This is a genomic window from Kitasatospora cystarginea (genome assembly GCF_039533515.1).
GTDB lineage: Bacteria > Actinomycetota > Actinomycetes > Streptomycetales > Streptomycetaceae > Kitasatospora > Kitasatospora cystarginea.
On sequence record NZ_BAAATR010000041.1, the window covers coordinates 22,759 to 47,843 of the forward strand.

Sequence of the window (25,085 nt, forward strand, 5' to 3'; positions counted from 1 at the left end):
GGCTGGCAGGTGGAGCTGCACCTGGGGGACGTGACGCTGCGCCCGATCAGGGTCCGTGACCAGCGCGCCTGGCAGGAGGCCAACCGGCGGAACCGGGACTGGCTGCGCCGCTGGGAGGCGACCGTTCCGCCCGCGCAGCCGGGCCGGATGTCCGGCTCCCGGCCGACGTACCGGCAGATGGTCCGCTACCTGCGCGGCGAGGCGGCGGCCGGGCGGATCCTGCCCTTCGTGGTGCTCTACCGGGGCGAACTGGTCGGCCAGTTGACGGTCGGCAGCATCACCTGGGGCTCGATGTGCTCGGCCAACGTCGGTTACTGGATCGACGAGGCGGTGGCCGGCCGGGGCATCATGCCGACCGCCGTGGCGCTTTCGGTGGACTATTGCTTCGCGGTTCTCGGCCTGCACCGGATCGAGGTCTGCATCCGACCGGAGAACGGGCCGAGCCGCCGGGTCGTCGAAAAGCTCGGCTTCCGCTCGGAGGGAATGCGTCCACGATATCTGCACATCGACGGGGACTGGCGGGATCACCTGGTCTATGCGCTGACCGCCGAGGAGGTGCCGGAGGGCCTGCTGAACCGCTGGCGTGCGGTCAGTTCCCGAGGTCGGTGCGGTAATTGAATATATGTTCGAATAGATGATATCGATATGGCATCGACGCCCCCGCGAGTGGTCACAAATGCCGGCAAAATAGTCGGAGAATCAGCTTGATCGCACGACACGCCGTGCCGAATTGCCGCCGGGCCTTCACCGACCCCCGTACCGTGTGAAAGGTGAGCAGCAGCGGCCTTATCTACGCGGTCATCGTAGGGGCCTGGGCTGCCTATCTGGTGCCGATGTGGCTCCGCAGGCAGGACGAGCTGAACGAGGCTCGTCCGACGGAACGCTTCAGTACCGCGATCCGCCTGCTGGCCGGCCGATCGGCACTGGAGCGGCGGGCGGCCCGGTCCCTCGGTGACGACGGCGACAGTCCGGCTTCGGAGCCGGTTCCCGACTCGGGGTCCCCTCGGTCCCCGGGGGCTTCCGCGTCCTCGGGATCATCGGGCGCTTCGGCCTCCGCCGACCGGAGCGAGGTGGACGCCCCTTCCCAGGCGGCCTCGGGGCCTTCGCCGCAGCGGGGTGCGCAGACCGACCCGGGCGACCGGCGGGCCCGGCTGCTGGCCCGGCGGCGGCGGATGGTCACCACGCTCTTCCTCGCCTTCGCGGCGGGCGCGGTGACCGCCGCGGTGGCGGGCGTGGCCTTCCTCTGGGTCCCGGCCGTTCCGGCGATCCTCCTCACCCTCTACATCGGCTACCTCAGGCGGCTGGAGCACCAGCGGTACGAGGTCAAGCTGGACCGCGCCCGTGCCGCCCAGGCCGCCGAGCGCCTACGCGAGCGGGAGCGGGCCCGTGCGGGCCGCCCCGAGGCGGCGGGGGACGACGCGTTCCCTACTGAGCGGGGGGTTGAGCCGGCTGCGGAGCGGGCGGACGAGCCGACGGTGGAGCTCGCGGCGGAGCGGCCGGCCGACCGGGCGGGGGAGCGGGTCTTCGAGCGTCCTGTCGACTCCGACCGTCCGCACCTGCGGGTGGCCGAGCCGGGCGGGCGGCGCGAGCCCGCGGAGAGCTCGGCCGCGGTGCTGGCGGAGGCGACCGACCACGAGGAGTGGGTGGACGGCATGCGCGAGAACGCCGCCGCCGGTCCGGAGTCGTGGGAGCCGGTCCCGGTTCCGCTGCCGACGTACGTGACCGCTCCGGTGGCCCCCCGGGTCACCCGCGGCCTCGATCTCAACGCCCGCGACGCCTGGGACTCCGGCCGCCCCGCCGAACCCCGCAGGACGCCCCTCTTCGACCAGTACGCCGAGGCCGTCCCGCCTCCATCGGGGGAGGACTACCTCGCCCGCCCCCGGGCTGCCAACGAGTAGCCCGCCCCGACCCCTCGCGCCCCGCCGCCGGTCAGTGACCTGCGGCGGGGCGTCCGGCTGTCAGGGGGTGGTCACGAGCCACCTCGAAAAGGTGCTAGAGTTCTTTCTCGTTGGGGCTGTGGCGCAGTCCGGTAGCGCACCTCGTTCGCATCGAGGGGGTCAGGGGTTCGAATCCCCTCAGCTCCACCCAACGTCAGAGGCCCTTCCGGGATTAACCGGGAGGGCCTCTGGCCGTATGTGCGGCAGTGAAGTGCAGCGGCTGTTCAGAGTTCTGTGGTGCGTGATCCACATCACCCGAGGTGATTTTCCCCAGTGCCTGACGGGCCGCCTCGGGTGGCACGCGGACGCCCCGGCTGTCGCGGGGGCGGATCGCATGGACTTCGGCCGGTTCACGGCGCCGACGGCGGGTGGACGGCCGTTCCCGGGGGCGTGCCCCCGGGAACCCGGGGGCGCGGCGCGGGCCGGCATCCCGCTCGACGCGGAAGGCGCTCGCGGGATCCCGGGAGGGCCTTCGGGTTTGCTTGGGGTGTCCGGTGTCCGGTGTCCGGTGCCTGGGCGCTGCCGGTGCCAGTGGTGCGGCTGCGTCAGTTCAGGCGGGCCAGGTAGCCGTTGTCGACCAACCAGAGGACGTTGAGGCGGGCCGGGGAGCCGGCGACGAGGGCGGCGTCGAGCTGGTACTGGAGGCCGTAGCCGGGCTGGCCGAACCACGGGGCGATCGGGCCGGCGTGGACGGCGAAGGGCTTGAGGACACGGTAGTCGTGGTAGTTGCAGGCGGCGGCTGGGCTGCCGTCGAGGCTCTGCGGGGGGATGGAGCGGGAGGCGTAGGGGAGGCCCTCGGGGGCGAGGAAGCCGCCGTGCTCGCTGCCGTAGCGGTCGATGTCCTGACCGGGGAGCAGGTGGACGGTGAACTCGACCGGGGTGCCGTCGGCGTGCAGCAGGTAGCCGTCGGACGGCGGGTAGATCCAGCCAGGGGAGCCGGAGTTGGCGGTGGGGCTGTAGTAGGTGGCGAGGAACTTCTCCTCGGTCAGGCCGCCGGTGCGCCGGTAGCCGATCAGTTCGCGGCCGACCGGGCCGGTCCCGGGTAGGTCCTGCGGGCCGAGCCGGGCATCGCCGCCGTGGAAGTCGGTCGAGCACTCGTCCGCGGGGGTGGTGGAGCGGGCGGCCGTCGGGCCGGTGGCGGCCGCGGCCGGTACGGCGGGGGTGAGGAGTGCGGCGGCTGCCAGGACCGGCGCGAGGAACAGGCGAAGGCGCACGTCGTCTCCGGAGCGGGAGGGCGGGTCGGCTCGGAGGGAGAGCGGTCACCCTCCGTGCCGGGGGCGTCGCATAGGCAATCCGATCGGATGACGATCCGTCAATCGAGTGCCCGGGTACGGCTAAGCGGAGGAATGGATTTCGGCCAGCCGTCCGGACAGCACGACGGGCCCGGAGCCGGGATGCGGCTCCGGGCCCGTCGTCGGTCCGGTCCGGGTCAGCCCTGCGGGCCGGGGTGCCGGGTGAGCCGGCTGCCGCGCGGATGACGGGTCAGCTTGTAGCCCGCGACGCCGGCCAGGGCGGCCAGGGCGCCACCGCCGAGGGTCCAGAACCACCGGGTGTTCCAGCCGGAGAACAGGTCGGAGTACCAGTGGGTCTTCGGCTGGGCCGGTGCGGCGGCCCGGGTGGCGTCGGAGCCGTCCGCCGCCGCGGTGGGCGCGGTGGAGGCACCGGCGGAGGGCGAGCCGGCGTTGACCGGGGGCGCCAGCGGCGCCTTCAGCTCGCCGCCCTCGGGCTGGGCGTCGTCCGCCCCGCCCTTGGCGGTGATGTGCAGCTTGACCTGGGCCGCGAGGCCGAGGTCCTGCTGGTCCACGTCGCTGGTGGTGAGCCGGATGTAGTACGTACCCGGCAGCGGGTCACCGGACCAGGGCTCGGCCCAGGAGCGGATCTGCCGCAGGGTGCAGCTGACCGAGAGCGAGGTGTCCTTGGGCGTTGCCGTGGCGTTCTGCGGTCCGGCGGTGCAGGACTGGCGCCGGCGCAGCCCGTCGAAGAGCTCCACCGCCCAGGTCTGCGGTCCGTGCCGGTCCGTGCCGGAAGGCAGGGCGACGGTCACCTGCACGGTGTCGGTCTGGCCCTCGGAGGCGGGGAACGCCCAGTAGAGGTAGTCGCCGGTGGAGGCCGACACGTTGGCCTCCTGGCCGGCTGCCAGGGTGGTCGCGGTCAGGAAGGAGGTGCCCGAGGTGGTGGCGGGGGCCTGGTTCCTGCCGGCCGGGCTCGCCGAGGGCGAGGCCGCCGAGGCGGCCGGGGCCAGGGCCGGCAGCAGTCCGAGCGCGAGCAGCGCGCCCGCGGCGAGGCGGTGCGGCGTGGTGGTGAGTCTCGTGCGCATCGTCAGTTCTCCTGCCAGATGGCGATCCGCCAGCGTGCCAGCCAGCCGAAGACCAGACCGGTCAGCAGACCGGCGCCGGTGAGCACCAGCAGCAGCACCCAGCCACGGCCGAGCCCGGCGGCCGGGCCGTCGGGGGCGGGGGAGGCGGCGGCCACGTCCACGGTCAGCTCCAGCGGCAGTCCGGGATCGGCGGACACGCCCGGCTGCGGGGCGAAGGAGTTGCTGACGACCAGGCAGACCGTGTGGTCGGCGTTGGTGGCCGCCGAGCTGCCGGTCGCGGTGGCCTTCGCGGCGGTCGTCCCGGACGCGGACCAGCGCACACCGGTCGAGACGACGTCGGTGCGACCGCTGCCCGCGTCCGTGCCGCGGACCAGTTCCTGTCCCGTCGGGTCGGTGGCCTGCAGCAGCACGCCGTAGTCACGGGCGACGGCGCGGTCCATCGCGACGCTGACCGAGGCCCGCAGCTCCTGGCCCGCCTTGACCGGCACCCGGTAGACGCGGTGCTCGGAGAACTTCTCCCGGTCGCTGTAGACGCCGGGGGTCAGCAGCGGTGCGGTCTCGCACTTGTCGGTGCCGGCGGTCTTGGCGGGCGTCACCTTGTAGGTGTCGGCGTTCTGCTGGACGATCTGCTTCACCTTGCCGGTGAGCTGTTCCTGGCTGCGGACGTCGGTGTAGGTACCGCCGGTCGCGCCCGCGATGCAGAGCAGTTGCTGGCGCGTCTTGTCGTCGTGGGCCAGGCCGAGGGTGTCCACCACCAGGTGGGTGCCCTGGGCGGCGAGTTCGCGGGCCACGTCGCAGGGGTCGGGCGGGGCGCAGGTGTCCTCGCCGTCGGTGATCAGCACCACCCGGCGGGTGGTCTGGCCGCTGCCGAGGTCCTTGGCGGCTTCGCGCAGGGCGAGCCCGATCGGCGTCCAGCCGGTGGGGCGGAGGGTGGCCACGGCGGTCTTGGCCTCGACCTTGTTGGTCTTGCCGATCGGGAACAGCTGCTGGGTGTCCTTGCAGCCCATGGCCTGCTCGTTGCCGGGGTAGGTCGCGCCGAGCGTGCGGATGCCGAACTCGGTCTCGGCCGGCAGTGCGTCGATCACCTCGTCGATGGACTGCTGGGCGACCGAGATCCGGCTCTTGCCCTGGATGTCGGCGGTCCGCATCGAGCCGCTGACATCCAGGATCAGGTCGACCCGTGGGGCCTCGGAACTGGTGGGGCTGCTGGGGGTGGTCTCGTCCGCCTGCGCGGGCAGCCCGCTGAGCAGGGCCCCGGCGGATATCGCCAGCGCGGCCAGCAGGCCCAGCGGCCGCCTGACCGGCAATCGTCGTCTCATGGTCGTCACGGACTCGATCCTATGGATCATCAGTTGGGAAAGACCAATGCTCCACGGGTGCCCGAACTGCCTTGCCGGAGAAGGAGAAACGGTGGTCCCGGGGTTTTGCGCGGGGAGAGTTCGTCAGGATCCTGTGGGCGCCTCCTGCCGTCGGGCTTCCGACGCTGCGTCGGGAAAAGCCGGTGCTGGGTGGTTCGGATCCGGCCGACGCGCCCCGCGGTGGATCCACAGCCTGTGGACACATTCGGGGGTCTGTGGCGCCCCGACCGGCGCCGACCTGTGCGTTTCGGCGTACCGGCACCCCGTGTGACCTGCCGGACCGACGCAGGGGTCCCGCCGCGCCGCCTGCTTTCTGTCCGGTTTGTTGGAGCACATGCGACGATTCGTATAAGGCGGACCTCGCCGTTCACCGTTTGCGCCACTGGTGGATTCGCGGGGTACTGTCCCATCTTTGTGCGGTTGGTCCGCCCACTCTCCCCACGGAGCGGCCGCGGCACAGCCAGCTAGGACACCCTCCACCGCCTAGAAGGAACCACGCGTTGACCACCCATAGCCCCACCAGCGCGCGTCTGTTCAGACGGAAGCCCATCGACACCCTGATCGCCGAAGCCGGTTCGCCCGAGGGCCTGCCCGCCGGGGCGCCCGAGGAGGGCGGCCGTTCCGGGATCCACCTGCGCCGCTCGATCGGGCTGTGGCAGCTGTCCTCGATCGGCATCGGGGCGACCGTCGGAACCGGCATCTTCTTCGTGCTGAGCAGCGCGGTTCCCGAGGCGGGCCCTGCGGTGATCGTGTCCTTCGTGCTCGCGGCGGTCACGGCCGGCCTGACGGCGCTCTGCTACGCCGAGATGGCCTCCGCCATCCCGGTGTCGGGCTCCTCGTACAGCTACGCCTACGCGACGCTCGGCGAGATCGTGGCCTTCGGGGTGGGCGTCTGCCTGCTGCTGGAGTACGGGGTCTCGGCCTCCGCGATCGCGGTGAGCTGGGGCCAGTACCTGAACAAGTTCTCCGACCTGGCCTTCGGTTTCCGGATCCCCGAGTGGATGGCGCAGCCGCCCGGCGACGGCGGGTACTTCAACCTGCCCGCCGTGATCCTGGTGGCCATGGTGGTCGTGCTGCTGATCCGCGGGGTCAGCGAGTCGGCCAAGGTCAACGCGACCATGGTCGGCATCAAGATCGTGATCTTGCTGCTCTTCATCGCGATCGGCCTGACCGGCTTCCACTCCGGCAACCTGAGCCCCTTCATGCCGCTCGGCTTCGGCGGCGTCCAGGTGGCGGCGTCCAGCATCTTCTTCTCGTTCATCGGCCTGGACGCGGTCTCCACGGCGGGTGAGGAGGTGAAGAACCCCCGCCGCACCCTGCCGCTGGCGATCATCATTTCGCTGGTGGTGGTCACCCTGCTGTACATCGGCGTGGCCATCGCCGCCCTCGGCGCCCAGTCGTGGCAGAAGTTCGACGGCCAGGAGGCCGGGCTCGCGCAGATCCTCCAGGACATCACCGGGCAGAGCTGGCCGGGCCTGATGTTCGCGCTCGGCGCGATCATCTCGATCTTCAGCGTCACCCTGGTGGTGATCTACGGCCAGACCCGCATCCTGTATTCGATGGGCCGCGACGGCATGCTGCCGAAGAAGTTCGCCGAGATCTCCCCGAAGACCGGCACCCCGGTCTGGAACACCCTGGTGGTCGGCATCGGCGTCGCCGCCCTGGCCGCCTTCGTGCCGCTGGACATCCTCACCGACCTGACCAGCCTCGGCACCCTGGTCGCCTTCTCGGTGGTCTCGATCGGCGTGATCATCCTGCGCCGCACCCAGCCGCACCTGCCGCGCGGCTTCAGGGTGCCCGGCTACCCGGTGGTCCCGCTGCTCAGCGTCGGCTTCTGCGTCTACCTGATCTACGGGCTGCACCCGCTGACCTTCCTGTTCTTCGGGATCGCCCTCGTGCTGGCGGCCGCCGTCTACTTCGGTTACAGCGTCAGGCACTCCAAGCTCAACCGGGCCGAGACCGAGCTCAGCACGACCGGCTGAGCGTCGGCCGGAGCCGCCCGCGTGCCGGGTTGAGGGGCCGTCGGGGAGGATCTCTCCCCGGCGGCCCCTCGGCGTTCGCCACGCACGCGCCGACGGCACGTTGGTGGGCCGTCGGGGATGCTCCCGGGCGCGATCGGAGGTTGGATGCGTATCGACAGGCCGCGCGGTGCGGTGCCGGCGGGGGAGTCACGGGTGGTACGGGAGTCGGGCATGGGCACTGGGCGGCGGCGGTTTCTGGGAATGGCGGTGGGGGCCGCGGCCGGGCTGAGTGCCTGCGACGCCGCCGGTACGCCGGGTGGGGCCGCCGCCGCGAGCGCGGCGGTCGCGGGAAGGCCGACGGGCACGCCGTCGCCGAGCCCGTCCGCGACCTCGGCCGAGAACGCCCGGCCGGGCAACGCCGACTGGGGGGTGACGAAGGCCGGTCCGGCGCGGGCGATCGAGGGGTACGCCGACCGGGTGAGTGTGCTGCCGGGTGAGCGGTTCGGTCTGTACGTGTCGACCACCGCGCCGCATTTCACCGTGTCGGCGTACCGGATGGGCTGGTACGGGGGTGCGCGGGGCCGGCTGGTGTGGCGGTCCGAGCGGCTTCCGGGCAGCAGGCAGGGCGATCCGACGGTCGACGGGCGGACCAGGACGGTCCGCACCGACTGGGCCAGGAGCACCACGGTGGACACCGAGGGCTGGCCGGAGGGCAGTTATCTGCTCCGGCTGGACGCCGAGGACGGCTCGGGGCAGCGGTTCGTCCCGGTCACCGTGCGGTCGGCCACGACCGCGGGGAAGACGGTGATCGTCAACGCCCCGGCCACCTGGCAGGCGTACAACGAGTGGGGCGGCTACAGCCTCTACAACGGTCCGACCGGCGGGCTGGCGACCCGTTCGCTGGAGGTGACCTTCGACCGGCCGTACCTGTACGACAACGGCGCCGGACTGTTCCTGGTGTACGAGGCGCCGCTGGTCGCGCTGGCGGAGCGGCTCGACCTGCCGCTGGCGTACACCACCGGGGTGGACGTGGCCCGTGAGCCGGAGCTGTTGCACGGGGCAACCGCCGTGCTGTCGCTGGGACATGACGAGTACTGGTCGCCGGAGCAGCGGCAGCACTTCACCGCAGCCCGGGACGCCGGGACCAACCTCGCGATCCTGGGCGCCAACTGCTGCTTCCGCCGGATCCGCTTCGAGCCCTCGGCCCTCGGTCCGGACCGCACCGTGGTCTGCTACAAGAGTGCCTGGCAGGAGGACCCCGGCTACCGGGCGGGGAAGCCCGCGACCACCGACTACCGGGAGCAGCCGGATCCCGACCCGGAGAGCTCGCTGCTCGGGGTGATCTACGACGGCTACCCGGTGGACGCCCCCTACGTGGTGACCAACCCGGGCCACTGGCTGTTCGCCGGGACGGGGGTCGGAGCGGGCGACAGCTTCGCGCACCTGGTCGGGGTCGAGTACGACCGGGTGCTCACCGGCTTTCCGACGCCCCGGCCGATCGAGATCCTGGCGCACTCGCCGGTGGTCTGCGACGGGCGGCGCAGCTTCGCGGACTCCGCGTACTACACGGTGCCCAGCGGTGCCGGGGTGTTCGCCAGCGGAACGATGCGCTGGGTGGAGTCGCTGGACGCCGACGGGCCCGGCGGCGGCCGGGCCGACCACGGGATGGACGGCAGGACCGGAGCGATGACCCGGCGGGTCACCGAGAACCTGCTGCGGGCGTTCGCCGCCGGCCCGGCCGGGCGCAGCCACCCGGCCAGTGACAACGTCGAGGCCGTCTACGGGAAGAGCTGAGCGGCCGGGGAGGGCTGACGGCGCGTACCGGGCGGAGAGCCGGTCAGTCCTGGTTGCCGACGCGGAGCACCTGGGCGGCGGCCGGTCCGGCGGCCTCGGAGCCGTGGCCGCCGCCCTGGACCTCGGCGGCCACCGCGAGGTCGTCGCGGTAGGCGGTGAACCAGCTGTTGTCCGAGGACTGGCCGCCGACCTGGGCGGTGCCGGTCTTGGCGCCGGTGTCCCCGCCGATCCCGGACATCGCGGAGCGGGCGGTGCCGCTGGTGACGGTCAGGTGCATCATCCGGCGCAGCGACTTCAGGGTGGACGCGGAGAGCTTGCGCTCGGCCGGGATCTGGTCGTAGCCGGGGATGAGGATCGGCTGGTGGAAGGTGCCGTTCTGGACGGTGGCGGCGACCGAGGCCATGGTGAGGGAGTTCATGGTGATCTGGCCCTGGCCGATCAGCTGGGCGGCCCGCTCGGTGGCGCTGCCCGGTGCCGGGACCTTGGCCGGGGACAGCTTGAGGCCGGTCTTCCAGGTCGGTCCGATGTTGAAGAACTTCCGTGCGGTGTCCTGGAGTTGGCTGCCGGTGAGGGTGGTCATGCCCTGCTGGATGAAGGCGGTGTTGCAGGACTGGGCGAAGTCCTTGCTGAAGCTCCAGTCCTCGCCCGACTCGTCGTCGTCGTTCTTGAAACTGAAGCCGTTCACCGAGTAGTTCTGCTTGCACGGCATGGCCGAGTCGGCCGGGACGCCGCTCTCCAGCAGGGCCGCGGCGGTGATCACCTTCATGGTGGAGCCGGGCGCGATCGCGCCGAGGAAGGCCCGGTTCTGGCCGCTGGCCGGGGCGTTGGCGAAGGCCAGGATCTTCCCGCTGCTGGGCTCGACGGCCACCAGCGAGGCGGGCCTGCTGCCGTCGGCGGAGGCATCCCGTACGGCCTGCTCGGCGGCCGCCTGGAGCTTGCCGTCGATAGTCAGTCTGGACTTCTGCCCGGCCTTCGGCTCGGTGACGGTGAAGAGTTTCTCGGAGCTGCCCTCACCGCTGTCGTCGGTGATCATCACGGCGCTGCCGGCCGTGCCGGACGCGCCCGCCGGTACCCGATCGCCCAGTTCACCCAGCAGCGGCTGGAGCGAGGGGTAGCCGGCCAGGGACTGGCCGTCGCGGTCCGTCAGCGAGTCGGCGGACGAGGCGGGCAGCGGCCGGACGGCGATGCTCCTGCCCGCGGTCAACTGCGGGTGGATCACGGTCGGGGTCCAGTGCACGGCGCTCTTGCCGTCGCTCATCCGGACCATCCCGAGCGTACTGTCGTAGCTCCAGGCCGCCTCCGAACCCGCGAAGTGCAAGGTGGCCTTGAAGCCCAGCGAGAGCTGTCCCGCCGGTGCGGACGGCCTCGGCGACGGGGCCCCGACCGCCGGGTCCGGGCCGGTGACGGCCAGCGTGATCGAGCTCGGCCGCACCTTCTCCCGGAAGGCCGCCAGCGCGGCGGTGGCGCTTTCGGGCTGGTCGGTCAGCGCGGCCGCGGCCTGGAAGTCGCCCTTCGCCCAGGCGGCTAGGAAGGCGTTCGCCGCGTCCTCGGCCTGCTGGGGGCTCGGGGGTTTGGTGACCACCGTACGGACCTGCGGCTGCGCGTCCGACTGACCGGTCCTCCCGTCCATCAGCGCATCGGCGACGTTGTACACGCCGTAGCCGGCGACCGAGAGCATCCCGGTGCAGACGACGCCGATCCCTATCTTCACGCCCTTGTGCATGCTGCGGTTCCCCCCGCGTTCAGACGGTGTCCGACCTACCCTAGGCGGGCGGTCTCGGCAGCCCCACGGAGCGTCCGCGCTCGTGACGCATTCGGTACCGGAGGTCTCGACCTCTGCGGCGGATCCGGTGTCAGATCCAGCTGGTGAACCACATCCTGGCGCGCCAGTCGCTCATCGGGATCATCTCGCCGGTGTACAGCGGCAGGAAGTACAGGAAGTTCCACATGATCGCGAGCACCAGCAGCGCCGCCGCCGTGGTGCCGATCACCCGGCGGTCGTGGGTGGCGTCCGGCGGGCCGATCAGCGCGCCGACCAGCATCGTCACGGCCAGCACCAGGAACGGGACGAAGGCGACCGCGTAGAAGAGGAAGATGGTCCGCTGCTGGTACATGAACCAGGGCAGGTAGCCCGCCGCCACGCCGCAGAGCACCGCGCCGGCCCGCCAGTCCCGCCGCAGCGCCCAGCGGTACAGGCAGTACGCCAGTGCGGCGATGCCCGCCCACCACAGCAGCGGGGTGCCGATGCCGAGCACCTCGCGGGCGCACTCGTTGGCGGTGCAGCCGGACTGGCCGTACTTCGGGGAGTCGTAGAAGTACGAGACCGGCCGGCCCAGGAACAGCCAGCTCCACGGGTTCGACTGGTAGGTGTGCGGGTCGCGCAGGTTGACGTGGAAGCTGTACATCGTCGCGTGGTAGTGCCACAGGCTGCGCAGCGCGTCCGGCACCCAGGTCATGTCGAACTGGAAGGGCATCTTCACGCCGAACACGTACTCCGGCGACAGCCCGGCGCGGTGCACCGCCCAGTCCCGGCCGTAACCGCCCTGGCCGGGGACGTCGCTGCTGAGGAACCAGCCGGTCCAGGAGGCCAGGTACACCCCGATCGAGATCAGGGTGAGCACCGGCAGCGCGATCGTCGCGTCCCACAGGCCGAGCCGCAGCCAGTGCCGGGCCCCGGCCAGTCGCCGGGCGCCGATGTCCCAGCCGGCGCCGAGCAGCCAGAACGCCAGCAGCACGTACATCCCGCTCCACTTGGTGGCGCAGGTCAGGCCGATGCAGACGGCGGCCGCCAGCCGCCACGGACGCCAGCCCAGGCTCAGCCACTCGCCGCCCGGCCGGGTCTCCAGGCGTCGGGCGATCAGGGCCCGGGTGCGGTCACGGTCCAGCAGCAGGCAGCCGAAGGCCGCCAGCATCCAGAACATGACGATCAGGTCGAGCAGCGCGGAGCGGCTCATCACGAAGTGCAGGCCGTCGACGCTCAGCAGCAGGCCCGCGACGCAGCCCAGCAGGGTCGAGCGCAGCAGCCGGCGGGCGATCCGGGCCAGCATCAGGATCGAGAGCGTCCCGAGCACCGCCACCATGAACCGCCAGCCGAACGGGTGCATCCCGAACAGCTGCTCCCCGATGCCGATCAACCACTTCCCGACCGGCGGGTGCACGATGTACGCCGCGTCGGTGCGGAACGGGACGCTCGGGTGCGCGGCCACGATCTGCGCGTTGGCGTCGTCCGGCCAGCTGGTCTCGTAGCCGACGTGCCAGAGCGCGTACGCGTCCTTGGCGTAGTACGTCTCGTCGAAGATCAGGGAGTTCGGTTCGCCGAGGCCCCAGAACCGCAGCACTCCGCCGAACAGGGCCACCGCGAGCGGGCCGAGCCAGCCCGACCAGCGGCAGAGCCAGGACCAGAGCGGGGCCGGAAGAGTGACGCCGAACCTCGCCAGGAGCGGTGAGGGCTCGACCCGGTGCGGGGTGACCCCGGGGCCGTCCGGCATCGGGGGGACCAGCTGTTCGGCGGGTTCTGGGCGGACCGGGGCACGGTAGCCGTACCCGGCCAGCCGGCGCGCCCAGACCGAGCGCGGACCGGCCGCCGCGCGCGGGGCCGGGACGCCCGCCGCGGGCGGTCGGTGGTCGGGCGCGGGCAGTACGGCGAGGCCGCCCTGCTCGGGGTGGTCCACGCCCATGGGCCTCTCGGGTGCCTTCTCGCCGCTCACCCGCCACATCGTAGGGGCGGGGCATGATCAGGCAAGGGGTACTCGGCCGGTGAGGGGGCGGCACGGGCGGCTTTCCACGGCGGTCGGCCGGGTCGGTGCCCCGGGACGGGGGCGACTGTCCGGGCCGCGGGGCCGCAGGCCGTACGGTTGCGCCGGCCCGGCCGCGCGCGCCCCCGGGCGTCGCCGTTCACCGGGAAGGGCCGGGCCGCCGCTCTGGGAGGATGGGGGTGTGACAGGAGTACTGGTTCTCGCAGGGACGCCCATCGGTGATGTTTCGGACGCGCCGCCCAGACTGCTGACGGAGCTGGCGACGGCGGACGTGATCGCCGCCGAGGACACCCGGCGGCTGCGGAGGCTCACCCAGGCACTGGGGGTGACCCCGGTCGGGCGGGTGGTCTCGTACTTCGAGGGCAACGAGGTGGCCCGGACACCCGAGCTGGTGGAGGCGCTGCGCGGCGGCGCGCGGGTGCTGCTGGTGACGGACGCCGGGATGCCCTCGGTCTCCGACCCGGGCTACCGGCTGGTGGACGCCGCGGTGAACGCCGAGATCAAGGTGACCGCGGTGCCGGGGCCGTCCGCGGTGCTCACCGCCCTGGCGCTGTCCGGCCTGCCGGTGGACCGGTTCACCTTCGAGGGCTTCCTGCCGCGCAAGGCAGGCGACCGCTCCCGGCAGCTGGCGGAGATCGCGGCCGAGCCGCGCACCATGGTGTTCTTCGAGGCACCGCACCGGATCGCCGAGACCCTGGAGGCGATGGCGGCGGCCTTCGGCGAGGACCGTCCGGCCGCGGTCTGCCGCGAGCTGACCAAGACGTACGAGGAGGTCAGGCGCGGCCCGCTGGGCGAGCTGGCCGAGTGGGCGGCGGACGGCGTCAAGGGCGAGATCACCGTGGTGGTCGCGGGCGCGCCGCCGGCCGCGCCGAAGGAGTACGGCCCGGCGCAGCTGGCCGAGCTGGTGGCGGCCCGCGAGGAGGCCGGGGAGCGCCGCAAGGAGGCCATCGCAGCGGTGGCGGCGGAGCTCGGGCTACCGAAGCGGGAGGTCTTCGACGCGGTGGTGGCGGCCAAGCACGGCGCCTGACCGGCGGCGGCCGACTTCACCCGAACGCCGCAGCTCAGGATGCGGGTGCCGAGGTGTTCACCCGGTCCTACCCTGGAAGGAAGACCCGGGACACGCCCCCGAGCTACCAGTCGTCGACGGCTTTCTACAGCCCTCTCCAATTCGGCGCCAAGACTTGGCAAGCCGGGTAGCGAAAGGCATGTCCCGGGCATTCCCTGAGAGGGAAAGACCCGAGCCGGACGGACGTCCGGCGGGCGCTGGGAGACGGCTATGAGCGAGACGATCGGTAGCCCTCTGAGTGGCAGTGCAGTGCGCGACACCGCGTCGGCCGGTCTCGGCCTGACGAGCAGGCCGCCCACCCCCGTGGAGACCGTCCGGGAGGCGTACTCCTTCGCCTGCCTGAGCTGCGGTTACGGGTGGGAGCAGGCCTACGAGATCGAGCACCACGTGGCCAAGGACGGACACACGGTGTTCGAGTACCACGCGAACGGTGTCCGGGTGCCGTCGCCGCTGCGCCAGCCGACCTGCCCGGGATGTGGCGGGCACAAGGTGCGGATCATGCGGGCGGGCCGGGTCGCCACCGCCGAGCAGCCCTGGCACCACGGTCCCGGTTACGCCAGGCACGCCGAGCCGGAGGACGCGCCGATCGACCGCCCCGTCCGGGTGCGGCGCGGGTTCCGAGCGTGGTTGCGGGGCATGTTCGGCCGCGCCGCCTGAGCGGATCCGCGCAGCGGAGGGCGGTAGCGGGAAACGCGCAACCGAAGGGGCCACCCCCGAGTAAGTCGGTCGAGGGCGGTTCCTTCGCGCGGCTAAGATTTCGGAGCATGGCGGCCACTGAAGACCACAGCACCACCGAGCGCTCCGACTCGGCGTACTACGTCACCACCCCGATCTACTACGTGAACGATCGCCCGCACCTGGGCCACGCGTACACGACCGTCGCGGGCGACGTACTCACCCGCTGGCACCGCCAGCGCGGCGAGCAGGTGTGGTACCTGACCGGTACGGACGAGCACGGTCAGAAGATCCTGCGCACGGCGGAGGCCAACGGCGTCACCCCGCAGGAGTGGTGCGACAAGCTGGTCGAGGAGGCGTGGAAGCCGCTCTGGCAGCACCTGAACATCGCCAACGACGACTTCATCCGGACCACCCAGAAGCGGCACACCGACCGCGTCCAGGAGTTCGTCCAGGACCTGTACGACAAGGGCGAGATCTACAAGGGCGGCTACTCCGGCCCGTACTGCGTGGCCTGCGAGGAGTACAAGCTCCCCGGTGAGCTGCTGCCGGGCGCGAGCGACGACGAGAAGCTCTGCGCCGTGCACAAGAGGCCGGTCGAGTGGCTGGAGGAGGAGAACTACTTCTTCCGGCTGTCCGCCTACGGTCCGAAGCTGCTGGAGTTCTACGCCCAGAACCCCGACTTCATCGCGCCCGCCTCCGCCCGCAACGAGGTGCTGCGCTTCGTCGAGCAGGACCTCAAGGACCTGTCGATCTCCCGGTCCACCTTCAACTGGGGCGTGCCGCTGCCCTGGGACGAGAAGCACGTGCTGTACGTGTGGGTGGACGCGCTGCAGAACTACATCACCGCCGCCGGTTACGGCGCGGACCAGGCGCGCTTCGAGCAGCTGTGGCCGGCCTCGGTACACCTGGTCGGCAAGGACATCCTGCGATTCCACGCGGTGATCTGGCCCGCGATGCTGATGGCCGCCGGTCTGCCGCTGCCCAAGCGGGTCGTCGCCAACGGTTGGCTGATGGTCGGCGGCGAGAAGATGTCCAAGTCCAACCTGACCGGTATCGCGCCGACCGACCTGACCTCGCACTTCGGCGTGGACGCGTACCGCTACTACTTCCTGCGGGCGATCCCGTTCGGCACCGACGGCTCGTTCTCCTGGGAGGACTTCACCGCCCGGTACACCTCCGAGCTGGCCAACGACTTCGGCAACCTGGCCTCGCGGGTGGCGGCCATGGTCGGCAAGTACTTCGAGGGCACGCTGCCGGCGGCGACCGCCGCCGGTGCGGCCGAGCAGGCCGTCCGTGACGGGCTGGCCAAGGCCGCCGAGCTGGCCGATCGCAAGATCGGCGAGGAGCTGGACTTCGCGGGCGGCATCGCGGCGGTCTTCGACTTCATCAAGCTGGTCAACGGCTACCTGACCGAGCAGGAGCCGTGGAAGGTCGCCAAGGACGAGTCCGAGGAGGGCCAGGCCCGTCTGGCCACCATCCTCTACACCGCGGCCGAGGCGCTGCGGGCCACCGCGGTGCTCCTCAACCCGCTGATGCCGGTCGCCTCGCAGAAGCTGTGGGACTCGCTCGGCGCGGAGGAGTCGCTGGGCGCGCTGGGCGAGCAGACCATCGCCACCGTCGCCGACTGGGGCCGGCTGCCCGCCGGGACCACCGTCACCAAGGGCGACATCCTGTTCCCCCGTCTCGAAGAGAAGCCCGCCGCCTGATGGCCAAGGACGCCGACCGGTCGACCCCGCCGCCGCTGCCCGAGCCGTTGGCGGTGGCGGTGGCCGATTCGCACACCCACCTGGACATGCAGTCCGGCACCCCCGCCGAGGGCCTGGCCAAGGCCGCTTCGGTCGGGGTGACCACGGTCGTCCAGGTGGGCTGCGACGTGCCCGGTTCGCGCTGGGCGGCGTCCCTGGCCGAGGAGTTCGAGCAGGTGCACGCCGCGGTGGCGCTGCACCCCAACGAGGCGCCGAGGATCTTCCTCGGCGACCCCGACGGCTGGTCCGGGCAGCAGCGCCCGGCCGGCGGGATGACGGCGCTGGACGCGGCGCTCGCCGAGATAGACGCGCTGGCGGCGCTGCCGCAGGTGAAGGCCGTCGGCGAGACCGGGCTGGACTACTTCCGTACCGGGCCCGAGGGCGTGGACCTGCAGAAGGAGTCCTTCCGGCGGCACATCGAGATCGCCAAGCGGCACGGCAAGGCGCTGGTCATCCACGACCGGGACGCCCACGAGGACGTCATCGCCGTCCTGCTGGAGGAGGGCGCGCCCGAGCGGACGGTCTTCCACTGCTACTCCGGCGACGCCGCGATGGCCAAGACCTGCGCCGAGCACGGTTGGTACCTCTCCTTCGCGGGCCCGGTCACCTTCAAGGCCAACCAGCCGCTGCGGGACGCCCTGGCCGCCACCCCGCTGGACCGGATCCTGGTCGAGACCGACGCCCCCTTCCTCACTCCGCACCCGTACCGGGGCCGCCCCAACGCGCCGTACCTGATCCCGGTCACGGTCCGCTCGATGGCGGCGACGCTCGACCTGCACGAGGACGAGCTGGCCACGGCGATCGCGGCGAACACGGCGCGGGCGTTCGGGTACTGACGCACGGGTGCGACTCGCGCGAAGATCGGGTCGTGGAGAAACGATTCGGCACTCTTGCCGCGCTGCCATGCTGGCTAGCATGAGTGCAGTGAGGGAGGTGGCGATGACCGCCGAGCCGATCGACTGGATGAACGCGCCGTCCCAGGGCTGGACGTACGAGCAGGTCAAGGACGTCGATCTGCCGTTCGAATGGGATCTGGTGGACGGAGTCATCGTGGTCCGGGGGCAGACGAATCAGTGGCATGACCAGGTGCGCGATGAGCTGTACTCGGCTCTCCGCACCGCGCGGGTCGCGCCCTACGCGACGAACGTCGAGCGCCGCGTCCTGCTCGACGAGGCCAATACGACCAAGCCGGATGTCGTGGTGTTCGACAAGACCGGCATCGATGTCTTCGAGCTGGAATGCCTTCCGCCGGAGTCCGTGGTCCTGGCGGTCGAGGTCGTCTCGCACGGTACGCGGGCTACCGACCGCTTCCGCAAGCCCGGCCAGTACGCCGAGAAGAAGATCCCGTACTACTGGCGGGTCGAGCGCGGCATCGACGACCTCCCGATCGTCCACGAGTTCCACCGCGACGAGGAGAAGGGCGTCTACCTCCCGGTCGCCCAGCACGAGCACGTGCTCCGCACCGAGCTGCCCTACCCCGTCGAGATCGACCTCAGGAAGGCCGTCGAACTCTGACCACCCCCACGCCCGTATCCTTGGCGCGTGAGCAGCACTGACCCCACCCCCTCCGACAGTCACCTCCTCGGCGCCTCCGACATCCGCGAGCTGGCGGAGGCGTTCGGCGTGAAGCCGACCAAGCAGCGCGGGCAGAACTTCGTCATCGACGGCAACACGGTGCGGCGGATCGTCCGGGCCGCCGAGGTGACGCCCGAGGACGCGGTGGTCGAGGTCGGGCCCGGGCTCGGGTCGCTGACCCTTGCGCTGCTGGAGGTCGCCAGGCACGTCACGGCGGTGGAGATCGACCCGCTGCTGGCCCAGCACCTGCCGACCACGGTCGCGGCCCGGATGCCCGAGAAGGCCGAGAACTTCAACCTGGTGCTCTCCGACGCGATGGAGGTCACCGAGCTGCCGGGGCCGGCGCCGACCGCGCTGGTCGCCAACCTGCCCTACAACGTGGCCGTCCCGGTGCTGCTGCACATGCTGGCCACCTTCCCGAGCATCGAGCGCACCCTGGTGATGGTGCAGTCCGAGGTCGCCGACCGGCTCGCCGCCAAGCCCGGCAACAAGGTGTACGGCGTGCCGTCGGTGAAGGCCAACTGGTACGCGGACGTGAAGCGCGCCGGCGCGATCGGCCGCAACGTCTTCTGGCCCGCGCCGAACGTGGACTCCGGCCTGGTCTCGCTGATCCGCCGGGAGCCCCCGAAGACCGCCGCCAGCCGCGAGGAGGTCTTCGCCGTGGTGGACGCCGCCTTCGCCCAGCGCCGCAAGACCCTGCGCGCCGCGCTGGCCGGCTGGGCCGGCTCGCCGGCCGCCGCCGAGCAGGCGTTGGCCGCCGCCGGGATCGACCACCGGCTGCGCGGCGAGATGCTGACGGTGGAACAGTTCGCGGCCATCGCCGAGCACAAGCCCGTGAAGGACTCCGAGTGACCGTCACCGTACGCGTGCCCGCCAAGGTCAACGTCCAGCTGGGGGTCGGCGGCCTGCGCGCCGACGGCTTCCACGACCTGGCCAACGTCTTCTTCGCCGTGGCCCTGGGCGACGAGGTGACGGCCGAACCCGGCGAGGGCGTGACGCTCACCTGCACCGGCCCCGACGCCGCGAGCGTCCCGCTGGACGACAGCAACCTCGCAGCCCGGGCGGCCCGGCTGCTGGCCGCCCACCACGGCGTCACACCGAACGTCCGGCTGCACATCGCCAAGGCCATCCCGGTCGCGGGCGGCATGGCGGGCGGCAGCGCGGACGGCGCCGCGGCACTGGTGGCCTGCGACGCGCTGTGGGGTCTGGACACCCCGTTCGAGACGCTGCTGGAGCTGGCGGCGGAGCTCGGCTCGGACGTGCCGTTCGCGCTGGTCGGCGGGGTCGCGCTGGGGCGCGGACGAGGCGAGATCCTGGAGCCGCTGCCGGTCGCCGGCACCTTCCACTGGGTCTTCGCGGTCGCCGACGGCGGGCTCTCCACCCCGGCCGTCTTCCGCGAGTGCGACCGGCTGCGCGAGGAGGCGGGCACCGGCTCCTCGGACGCCGACGTCCCCACCCCGGACGCCGACCCGGCGCTGCTCGCCGCACTCGCCGACGGCGACCCGGTGGCACTGGCCGCCGCGCTCACCAACGACCTGCAGGCCCCGGCGATCTCGCTGCGTCCCGCGCTGGCGGAGACCCTGCGGGCCGGCACCGAGGCCGGCGCGATCGGCGCCCTGGTCTCCGGCTCCGGACCGACCTGCGCGTTCCTGGCGAAGGACGCGGAGGCGGCGGCTGCCATCGCCAAGTCCCTTGAGGAGTCCGGGACTTGCCGGGCCGCCCACGCGACGTACGGTCCGGTGCCGGGCGCCCGGGTCAGCTGACGAAGGGGTTCGCCGGGGAGCCGTCCCGCAGGCGGCTCAGGACTGCTCGGGGCGGGGCGGCCTGCTGATCCTGGCGGTGCCCGCTGCGAGGTCGATGCCGGTGCGTTTCGGGGCGCCGTCGTGCTCGTCGTCGCGCAGTACCAGGGCGATCCGTCGTTCCTCCAGCTGGACCCGCTTGCCCGGGTAGAGCAGGGCGTGCAACTCCTCGGTGGCGGTCGCCCCGGCGCCGCGCGTCCCGGGATCGGCGTGCACCTGCAGCCGGCCGGGGAACAGCCCGTGGCGCTGGGCGCGGGCGACGGCCGTCTTCAGGGCGGCGGCCAGGAAGAGCGGGACCACGATCAGCAGGACGGCGAACGGGCCGGTCAGTAAGCGCACCATGAGCGGGGAACGCCCGCGCGCGGACGGTTGTTCCGTGCGGTTTCCTGATCGCGGCATCACTTCGACCCCGGCCGCGTCGGGGCTGTCAGGAAGCCCCGGTACGCTCCCGCCGAGACGCGGGAGGTACGGGGGATGGAACAGCAGGTCGCAGGTGCGGAGGACGGTGCCGGGGCGGAGGGCGTGCCGGCGCGGGACCCGGGGCCCAACTGGGCGCTGACGGCGGTCGGCACGCTGTTCGCGATCGGGGTGCTGGCGCTGGCGGGCTGGCTGGTGCGCTTCCCGGCGGACGAGTTCCGCTACACGTCCGACATGGCCGGCACGCCCGGCACCTTCACGGCCGCGCACTGCCACAACGAGGGCGCGGGGAAGAGCCGCACCCGCCAGTGCGAGGGCCCCTTCGTCCCGCACAACGGTTCGCCCACCGACCCGGCCGCGCACATCACCAACGCCCGGGTGGACGTCGGCAAGCCCGCCGAGCTGCGCCGCACGGACGGCGGCGGCTACGTCCAGCCCGGGGTGCTGAACGCCGGGATGGACCTGGCGGGGGTCTTCGGCATCTTCTGCGGGGCCGCGTTCCTGCTGATGTTCCCGGCAGCCGGGCCGCGGAGGGTCAAGGTAGAGACGGGCGTTCCGCTGCGGGCCAACCCGCAGCCCTGGGGGACGCTGGTACCGCTGCTCCTCGGCCTGTTCGTGTTCTTCGGGGCGGCGGCGATGCTGACCCTCTTCGGGGCGGTGGTGCTGGGTGTGATCGGGGCGATCTTCTTCTAGTCCACCCGGGGGACGGCGACCACTAGGCTGGTACGGCGGAGAACATTCCCCGACCCCTCCCAGGAGCGCAGCAGCAGTGGCCGTCAACCTCGCCACCATCGAGTCCGTCACCAAGGTCTACGGCACGCGGGCCCTGCTCGACGGCGTGAGCCTCGGCGTCAGCGAGGGGGACCGGATCGGCGTCGTCGGCCGCAACGGCGACGGCAAGACCACCCTGATCCGGATGCTCGCCAAGCTGGAGGAGCCGGACAGCGGCCGGATCACCTGGTCCGGCGGGCTGCAGCTGGCGGTACTCACCCAGCACGACTCGCTCGACCCGAAGGCCACCATCCGGCACGAGGTGATCGCCGACCGCGCCGACCACGAGTGGCTCGGCGACAGCCGGATCCGCGACATCATCCAGGGCCTGTTCGGCGGCCTCGACCTGCCCGGGTTCAAGGACGGCCTGGACACCGTGATCGGTCCGCTCTCCGGTGGCGAGCGCCGCCGGATCGCGCTGGCCAAGCTGTTGCTCGGCGAGCCGGACCTGATCGTGCTGGACGAGCCCACCAACCACCTGGACGTCGAGGGCATCGCCTGGCTCGCCCAGCACCTGCAGAAGCGCCGCTCCGCGCTGGTCTGCGTGACCCACGACCGCTGGTTCCTGGACCAGGTCTGCACCCGGATGTGGGACGTCCAGCGCGGTGGGGTCCGCGAGTACGAGGGCGGCTACTCCGACTACGTGTTCGCCCGCGCCGAGCGCGCCAGGATCGAGGCCACCGAGGAGCAGAAGCGGCAGAACCTGGCCCGCAAGGAACTGGCCTGGCTGCGCCGCGGCGCCCCCGCCCGGACCTCCAAGCCGCGCTACCGGATCGAGGCCGCCAACGCGCTGATCGCCGACGTGCCGGAGCCTCGCGACAAGAGCGAGCTGATGAAGTTCGCCAACGCCCGGCTGGGCCGTACCGTCTTCGACCTCGAGGACATCACCGTCAAGGCCGGCGAGAAGCTGCTGCTGGAGCGGCTCACCTGGCAGCTCGGCCCCGGCGACCGGATCGGCCTGCTCGGCGTCAACGGCGCCGGCAAGACCTCGCTGCTGCGGGCCATGCAGGCCGCCTACGCCACCGACGGCGACGTGCAGCCGTCGGGTGGCGTGATCAAGGTCGGCAAGACCGTACGGCTGGCGTACCTCTCGCAGGAGGTGCACGAGCTGGACCCGGCCACCCGGGTGCTGCAGGCCGTGGAGCAGGTGCGCGGGCGGGTCGACCTCGGCAAGGGCCGGGAGATGAGCGCCGGTCAGCTGTGCGAGCAGTTCGGCTTCGGCAAGGACAAGCAGTGGACGCCGGTCGGGGACCTGTCCGGTGGCGAGCGCCGGCGGCTGCAGCTGCTGCGGCTGCTGATGGACGAGCCGAACGTGCTGTTCCTGGACGAGCCGACGAACGACCTGGACATCGAGACCCTGAACCAGCTGGAGGACGTGCTGGACGGGTGGCCCGGGTCGATGGTGGTGATCAGCCACGACCGGTTCTTCATCGAGCGGACCACGGACACCGTGTACGCGCTGCTCGGGGACCGGCGGATGCGGATGCTGCCGGGCGGGGTGGACGAGTACCTGGACCGGCGGGCGAAGCTGGCTGAGGCGGTGTCGGCGACGGCGGCGGTCGCCGCCGCGACGGTGGCGGCTCCGGTGGCGGAGAAGTCCGCCGCGGACGTGCGGGTCGCCAAGAAGGAGATGCAGAAGCTGGAGCGGCAGATCGCCAAACTGGACCAGCAGGAGTCCAAGCTGCACACCCAACTCGCGGAGCACGCCGCCGACTTCTCCAAGGTCGCGGAGCTGGACGCCCAGCTGCGCAAGGTCCGGGAGGAGAAGGAGGAGCTGGAGATGGCCTGGCTGGAGCTGGCCGAGCAGGTCTGACCGGACCGTGCCGTCGGCGGCCCGGGCCGGCCGGGTTCGATCCGGTCGGCCGGTCGTCGGGGTCCGGGTGGTTCGTGGTGCCCCGACTTCCGCTGCCGCCGGGGTGCCGGCTGTCCACAAGGACGGCTCCACCGGCGGGAGTTGCAGCTGAGCGGCCGTCAGCCCAGTAGGACGTCGAGTTCGTCGGCCGCCCGGCCGATCGCGCTGCGCGAGGGATCGTGCGGTCCGGTCGGCCGGGCGGCCCTTCCGGTCGGCGGCTGGTGGGCACGGGCAGCGGCGGTGAGGTGGTCGAGGGCGTCGAACACCCGCTGGATCTCGGCGGGTTCGGGGGTTCGGCCGCCGTAGCGGATCTGGGCGGCGTAGGCGGCGACCGCACCGCTGAGGCGTTCCAGGGCGGCGGTCGCGGGCAGCCACTGGCTGGCGAGCCGGCCGGCGGGCGGGGGTTCGGTGAGCCCCTGCTGCACCTCCTGGCGGGCGTCGGCCAGGGCCCGGTAGGCGGTTCGGCGCAGCCAGACCTCGGCGACCGGTGCCTGTGGGGACCCGGCCACCGAGGCCAGGTACTCGCGCAGCGCGGTGGCGGCGGTGACCAGCCGGGGTTCGATCCGGTGCGGGGGTCGCTCGGGCCAGAGCAGGTAGCCGAAGACCAGCACGATCGCGCTGGCCAGGGCGGTGTCCAGGACCCGGGGCCAGAACTCGGCCATCCCGCTCTCCCCGCCGAGCTGGACCAGGACCAGGGCCATCGGGGTCATCACGGCCGTGTTCAGCCCGTAGTGCGCGGCCGCCGAGTACGGCAGCAGCGCGACGCAGCCCGAGGCGATCAGCGCCAACGCCCACTTGTCGGTGGTGGCCAGGAGCAGCGCCGCCGTCACCGCCACGCCGAGCACGGTGCCGACCGAGCGGCTGACCGCCCGCAGGAAGACCGAGCCGAGGTCCGGCTTGAGGACGAAGGCCACCGTCATCGGCACCCAGTAGGTGCGGCCCGGCGGCAGCAGGGCGCCGGCCAGTTCGGCGACCGCGATGCAGAGCGCCACCCGCAGGCCGTACCGGACCGAGCCCCCGGAGAGCAGACGGACGCGCAGCCGCCAGGGGTCCGGGGGCGGCGCGGGCGCGGTGCCGGGTTCGGCCGGGCGGCCCGCGACGGTGTCGGTGGCGGCGCGCAGGGCGATGTCCAGGGCCTTGAGGGCCGGGGTGTCCGGCTCCCAGCCGGGGTACTCGGGCTGCGGGCCGCCGAGTACCGCGCGGGCCAGCCGGCCGGGCAGTTCGGCCACCGCGGGCGGGACCGGGCGCCAGGCCCAGAGCAGCCCGGTGGCGGTCTCGGTGGCGGCGAGTCCGGCTTCGTACATCCGGCGCAGCCGCTGGACGTGATCCGGTTCCTGACGGCCGGGGCGGGCGTGCGGGAGCAGGTCCTGAAGCTGGTTCAGCCGGGCGGTCAGCACCTGGCGGCGGGCGGCGCCCTGCGGCGTGCCGAGTGCGGCGAGGGTGTCGCCGAGCGCCTCGTACGCGGCCGCCAGGGCCCGGCGGCGGGGGTCGGAGCGGGGGAAGCTGCGGTGGGCGCGGTGCGGCAGCCCGAGCAGGACCACGAACGCGGCGCCGGCAAGCATCATCAGCGGCGCCGCCCACCAGGGGCGCGGCAGCGCCATGCCGCTGCCGAGGGAGGCCGAGACCAGCAGCAGCATGCCGGAGGACGAGCCGCGCGGACCGGTGGCGCTGATCGCTCCGGAGGCGAAGGCGACGGCGGTGAGCGCGAGGCCGACCGTGAGCGGGTCGCCGCCCTCGTACTGGAGGGCGGTGCCGATCAGCATGCCGAGGGAGGAGGCGAACAGGGCGGCGGCGATCCTCGGGGCGCGCAGCCGGGCCGGTTCGACGCGGTCGTTCATGGTCGCGTGCATCGCGCCGAGGCCGGCGAAGACGCCCAGGTCGAGCCGGCCGAACAGCAGGCCGAGGAAGAGCGGGGTCGCCATCCCGAGGGCGGCCCGGAGCATCAGCGTCCGGGGCATCGGCGGTCTGACCGGCCGGGCGGCCCGGGCCCACCAGGCGGGCGAGCGGTCGGGGCCGGGACTGTCGGGTCCGGAGGATCCAGGGGCTGACAAGGGTCGTGT

The 25,085-nt window shown here is 72.3% G+C and carries 20 protein-coding genes and 1 tRNA gene; 14 read left to right on the forward strand and 7 right to left on the reverse strand.

Annotated elements, in window-relative coordinates; all coding sequences use genetic code 11:
* The first annotated feature begins 9 nt into the window (after window positions 1-9).
* The 3 genes from ABD369_RS32385 (at window position 10) to ABD369_RS32395 (ending at window position 2,084) form a co-directional block, all read left to right on the forward strand.
* Complete coding sequence (locus tag ABD369_RS32385; RefSeq protein WP_344640180.1) at window positions 10-618, forward strand: GNAT family N-acetyltransferase; 609 nt, start codon at window positions 10-12, stop codon at window positions 616-618.
* 152 nt (window positions 619-770) lie between these two features.
* On the forward strand, window positions 771-1,898 hold the full coding sequence (gene sepX, locus ABD369_RS32390; protein ID WP_344640181.1) for a divisome protein SepX/GlpR: 1,128 nt from the start codon (window positions 771-773) through the stop codon (window positions 1,896-1,898).
* A 112-nt stretch (window positions 1,899-2,010) separates the two neighbouring features.
* Window positions 2,011-2,084: transfer RNA gene (locus tag ABD369_RS32395), tRNA-Ala, on the forward strand.
* A gap of 398 nt (window positions 2,085-2,482) precedes the next feature.
* Here ABD369_RS32395 and ABD369_RS32400 read toward each other — a convergent pair.
* The 3 genes from ABD369_RS32400 to ABD369_RS32410 form a co-directional block, all read right to left on the reverse strand.
* Entirely contained in the window at window positions 2,483-3,151 is a 669-nt protein-coding gene (locus ABD369_RS32400; RefSeq protein WP_344640182.1) for a TNT domain-containing protein, read from the reverse strand.
* A 215-nt stretch (window positions 3,152-3,366) separates the two neighbouring features.
* The gene (locus tag ABD369_RS32405; RefSeq protein WP_344640183.1) at window positions 3,367-4,254 is read right to left on the reverse strand and encodes a peptidase; all 888 of its coding nucleotides are present in this window, start codon (window positions 4,252-4,254) and stop codon (window positions 3,367-3,369) included.
* Window positions 4,255-4,256: 2 nt separating this feature from the next.
* On the reverse strand, window positions 4,257-5,573 hold the full coding sequence (locus ABD369_RS32410; protein ID WP_344640226.1) for a VWA domain-containing protein: 1,317 nt from the start codon (window positions 5,571-5,573) through the stop codon (window positions 4,257-4,259).
* Window positions 5,574-6,112: 539 nt separating this feature from the next.
* On the opposite strand from ABD369_RS32410, the gene ABD369_RS32415 reads away from it, so the two are divergent.
* Together ABD369_RS32415 and ABD369_RS32420 are read left to right on the forward strand one after the other, a co-directional pair.
* Window positions 6,113-7,594 carry an amino acid permease gene (locus ABD369_RS32415; protein WP_344640184.1) on the forward strand — a complete coding sequence of 494 codons (1,482 nt, stop codon included), beginning with the start codon at window positions 6,113-6,115 and terminating at the stop codon, window positions 7,592-7,594.
* 144 nt (window positions 7,595-7,738) lie between these two features.
* Window positions 7,739-9,367 (forward strand): N,N-dimethylformamidase beta subunit family domain-containing protein, encoded by a 1,629-nt coding sequence (locus ABD369_RS32420; protein ID WP_425557827.1) that lies wholly within the window; start codon window positions 7,739-7,741, stop codon window positions 9,365-9,367.
* A 43-nt stretch (window positions 9,368-9,410) separates the two neighbouring features.
* On the opposite strand, the gene ABD369_RS32425 is transcribed toward ABD369_RS32420, so the two are convergent.
* Together ABD369_RS32425 and ABD369_RS32430 are read right to left on the reverse strand one after the other, a co-directional pair.
* Window positions 9,411-11,078: a penicillin-binding transpeptidase domain-containing protein gene (locus tag ABD369_RS32425; RefSeq protein ID WP_344640185.1), complete on the reverse strand. Its 1,668-nt coding sequence runs from the start codon at window positions 11,076-11,078 to the stop codon at window positions 9,411-9,413.
* 142 nt (window positions 11,079-11,220) lie between these two features.
* Window positions 11,221-13,044, reverse strand: coding sequence for a dolichyl-phosphate-mannose--protein mannosyltransferase (locus ABD369_RS32430; protein ID WP_344640228.1), 1,824 nt, complete (start codon window positions 13,042-13,044; stop codon window positions 11,221-11,223).
* A 259-nt stretch (window positions 13,045-13,303) separates the two neighbouring features.
* Here ABD369_RS32430 and rsmI point away from each other — a divergent pair, with 259 nt between their 5' ends.
* The 7 genes from rsmI (at window position 13,304) to ABD369_RS32465 (ending at window position 19,949) form a co-directional block, all read left to right on the forward strand.
* Complete coding sequence (gene rsmI / locus ABD369_RS32435) at window positions 13,304-14,149, forward strand: 16S rRNA (cytidine(1402)-2'-O)-methyltransferase (RefSeq protein WP_344640186.1); 846 nt, start codon at window positions 13,304-13,306, stop codon at window positions 14,147-14,149.
* A 249-nt stretch (window positions 14,150-14,398) separates the two neighbouring features.
* Window positions 14,399-14,845 carry a hypothetical protein gene (locus tag ABD369_RS32440; RefSeq protein WP_344640187.1) on the forward strand — a complete coding sequence of 149 codons (447 nt, stop codon included), beginning with the start codon at window positions 14,399-14,401 and terminating at the stop codon, window positions 14,843-14,845.
* A gap of 107 nt (window positions 14,846-14,952) precedes the next feature.
* Complete coding sequence (gene metG / locus ABD369_RS32445) at window positions 14,953-16,572, forward strand: methionine--tRNA ligase (RefSeq protein ID WP_344640188.1); 1,620 nt, start codon at window positions 14,953-14,955, stop codon at window positions 16,570-16,572.
* Window positions 16,572-17,447: a TatD family hydrolase gene (locus ABD369_RS32450; protein ID WP_344640189.1), complete on the forward strand. Its 876-nt coding sequence runs from the start codon at window positions 16,572-16,574 to the stop codon at window positions 17,445-17,447. Before metG ends, ABD369_RS32450 begins: the two co-directional genes overlap by 1 nt.
* Before the next feature lie 79 nt (window positions 17,448-17,526).
* Window positions 17,527-18,126: a Uma2 family endonuclease gene (locus tag ABD369_RS32455; protein WP_344640190.1), complete on the forward strand. Its 600-nt coding sequence runs from the start codon at window positions 17,527-17,529 to the stop codon at window positions 18,124-18,126.
* Window positions 18,127-18,153: 27 nt separating this feature from the next.
* Window positions 18,154-19,038 carry a 16S rRNA (adenine(1518)-N(6)/adenine(1519)-N(6))-dimethyltransferase RsmA gene (gene rsmA, locus ABD369_RS32460; RefSeq protein WP_344640191.1) on the forward strand — a complete coding sequence of 295 codons (885 nt, stop codon included), beginning with the start codon at window positions 18,154-18,156 and terminating at the stop codon, window positions 19,036-19,038.
* Complete coding sequence (locus ABD369_RS32465; protein WP_344640192.1) at window positions 19,035-19,949, forward strand: 4-(cytidine 5'-diphospho)-2-C-methyl-D-erythritol kinase; 915 nt, start codon at window positions 19,035-19,037, stop codon at window positions 19,947-19,949. The genes rsmA and ABD369_RS32465 overlap by 4 nt, the downstream gene beginning before the upstream one ends.
* 36 nt (window positions 19,950-19,985) lie before the next feature.
* Here ABD369_RS32465 and ABD369_RS32470 read toward each other — a convergent pair whose 3' ends face one another.
* On the reverse strand, window positions 19,986-20,327 hold the full coding sequence (locus ABD369_RS32470; protein ID WP_344640193.1) for a DUF6191 domain-containing protein: 342 nt from the start codon (window positions 20,325-20,327) through the stop codon (window positions 19,986-19,988).
* 132 nt (window positions 20,328-20,459) lie between these two features.
* Here ABD369_RS32470 and ABD369_RS32475 point away from each other — a divergent pair, with 132 nt between their 5' ends.
* Complete coding sequence (locus tag ABD369_RS32475; RefSeq protein WP_344640194.1) at window positions 20,460-21,095, forward strand: hypothetical protein; 636 nt, start codon at window positions 20,460-20,462, stop codon at window positions 21,093-21,095.
* Between the two features lie 76 nt (window positions 21,096-21,171).
* A complete protein-coding gene (locus ABD369_RS32480) occupies window positions 21,172-22,986 on the forward strand; it encodes an ABC-F family ATP-binding cassette domain-containing protein (RefSeq protein ID WP_344640195.1) in 1,815 nt (604 codons plus the stop codon).
* Between the two features lie 158 nt (window positions 22,987-23,144).
* Here the strand turns inward: ABD369_RS32480 and ABD369_RS32485 are convergent, their stop codons facing one another.
* On the reverse strand, window positions 23,145-24,983 hold the full coding sequence (locus ABD369_RS32485; protein ID WP_344640196.1) for an FUSC family protein: 1,839 nt from the start codon (window positions 24,981-24,983) through the stop codon (window positions 23,145-23,147).
* Between the last annotated feature and the right edge of the window lie 102 nt (window positions 24,984-25,085).

Excerpts from the sequence above, each read along its gene's own strand:
- ABD369_RS32405 (WP_344640183.1), bottom strand. The coding sequence starts at position 4,254 with ATGCGCACGAGACTCACCACCACGCCGCACCGCCTCGCCGCGGGCGCG.
- ABD369_RS32410 (WP_344640226.1), bottom strand. The coding sequence starts at position 5,573 with ATGAGACGACGATTGCCGGTCAGGCGGCCGCTGGGCCTGCTGGCCGCG.
- ABD369_RS32420 (WP_425557827.1), top strand. The coding sequence starts at position 7,739 with ATGCGTATCGACAGGCCGCGCGGTGCGGTGCCGGCGGGGGAGTCACGG.
- ABD369_RS32430 (WP_344640228.1), bottom strand. The coding sequence starts at position 13,044 with ATGGGCGTGGACCACCCCGAGCAGGGCGGCCTCGCCGTACTGCCCGCG.
- ABD369_RS32440 (WP_344640187.1), top strand. The coding sequence starts at position 14,399 with ATGAGCGAGACGATCGGTAGCCCTCTGAGTGGCAGTGCAGTGCGCGAC.
- metG (WP_344640188.1), top strand. The coding sequence starts at position 14,953 with ATGGCGGCCACTGAAGACCACAGCACCACCGAGCGCTCCGACTCGGCG.
- ABD369_RS32450 (WP_344640189.1), top strand. The coding sequence starts at position 16,572 with ATGGCCAAGGACGCCGACCGGTCGACCCCGCCGCCGCTGCCCGAGCCG.
- ABD369_RS32455 (WP_344640190.1), top strand. The coding sequence starts at position 17,527 with ATGAGTGCAGTGAGGGAGGTGGCGATGACCGCCGAGCCGATCGACTGG.
- ABD369_RS32470 (WP_344640193.1), bottom strand. The coding sequence starts at position 20,327 with ATGGTGCGCTTACTGACCGGCCCGTTCGCCGTCCTGCTGATCGTGGTC.
- ABD369_RS32475 (WP_344640194.1), top strand. The coding sequence starts at position 20,460 with ATGGAACAGCAGGTCGCAGGTGCGGAGGACGGTGCCGGGGCGGAGGGC.
- ABD369_RS32485 (WP_344640196.1), bottom strand. The coding sequence starts at position 24,983 with ATGCCCCGGACGCTGATGCTCCGGGCCGCCCTCGGGATGGCGACCCCG.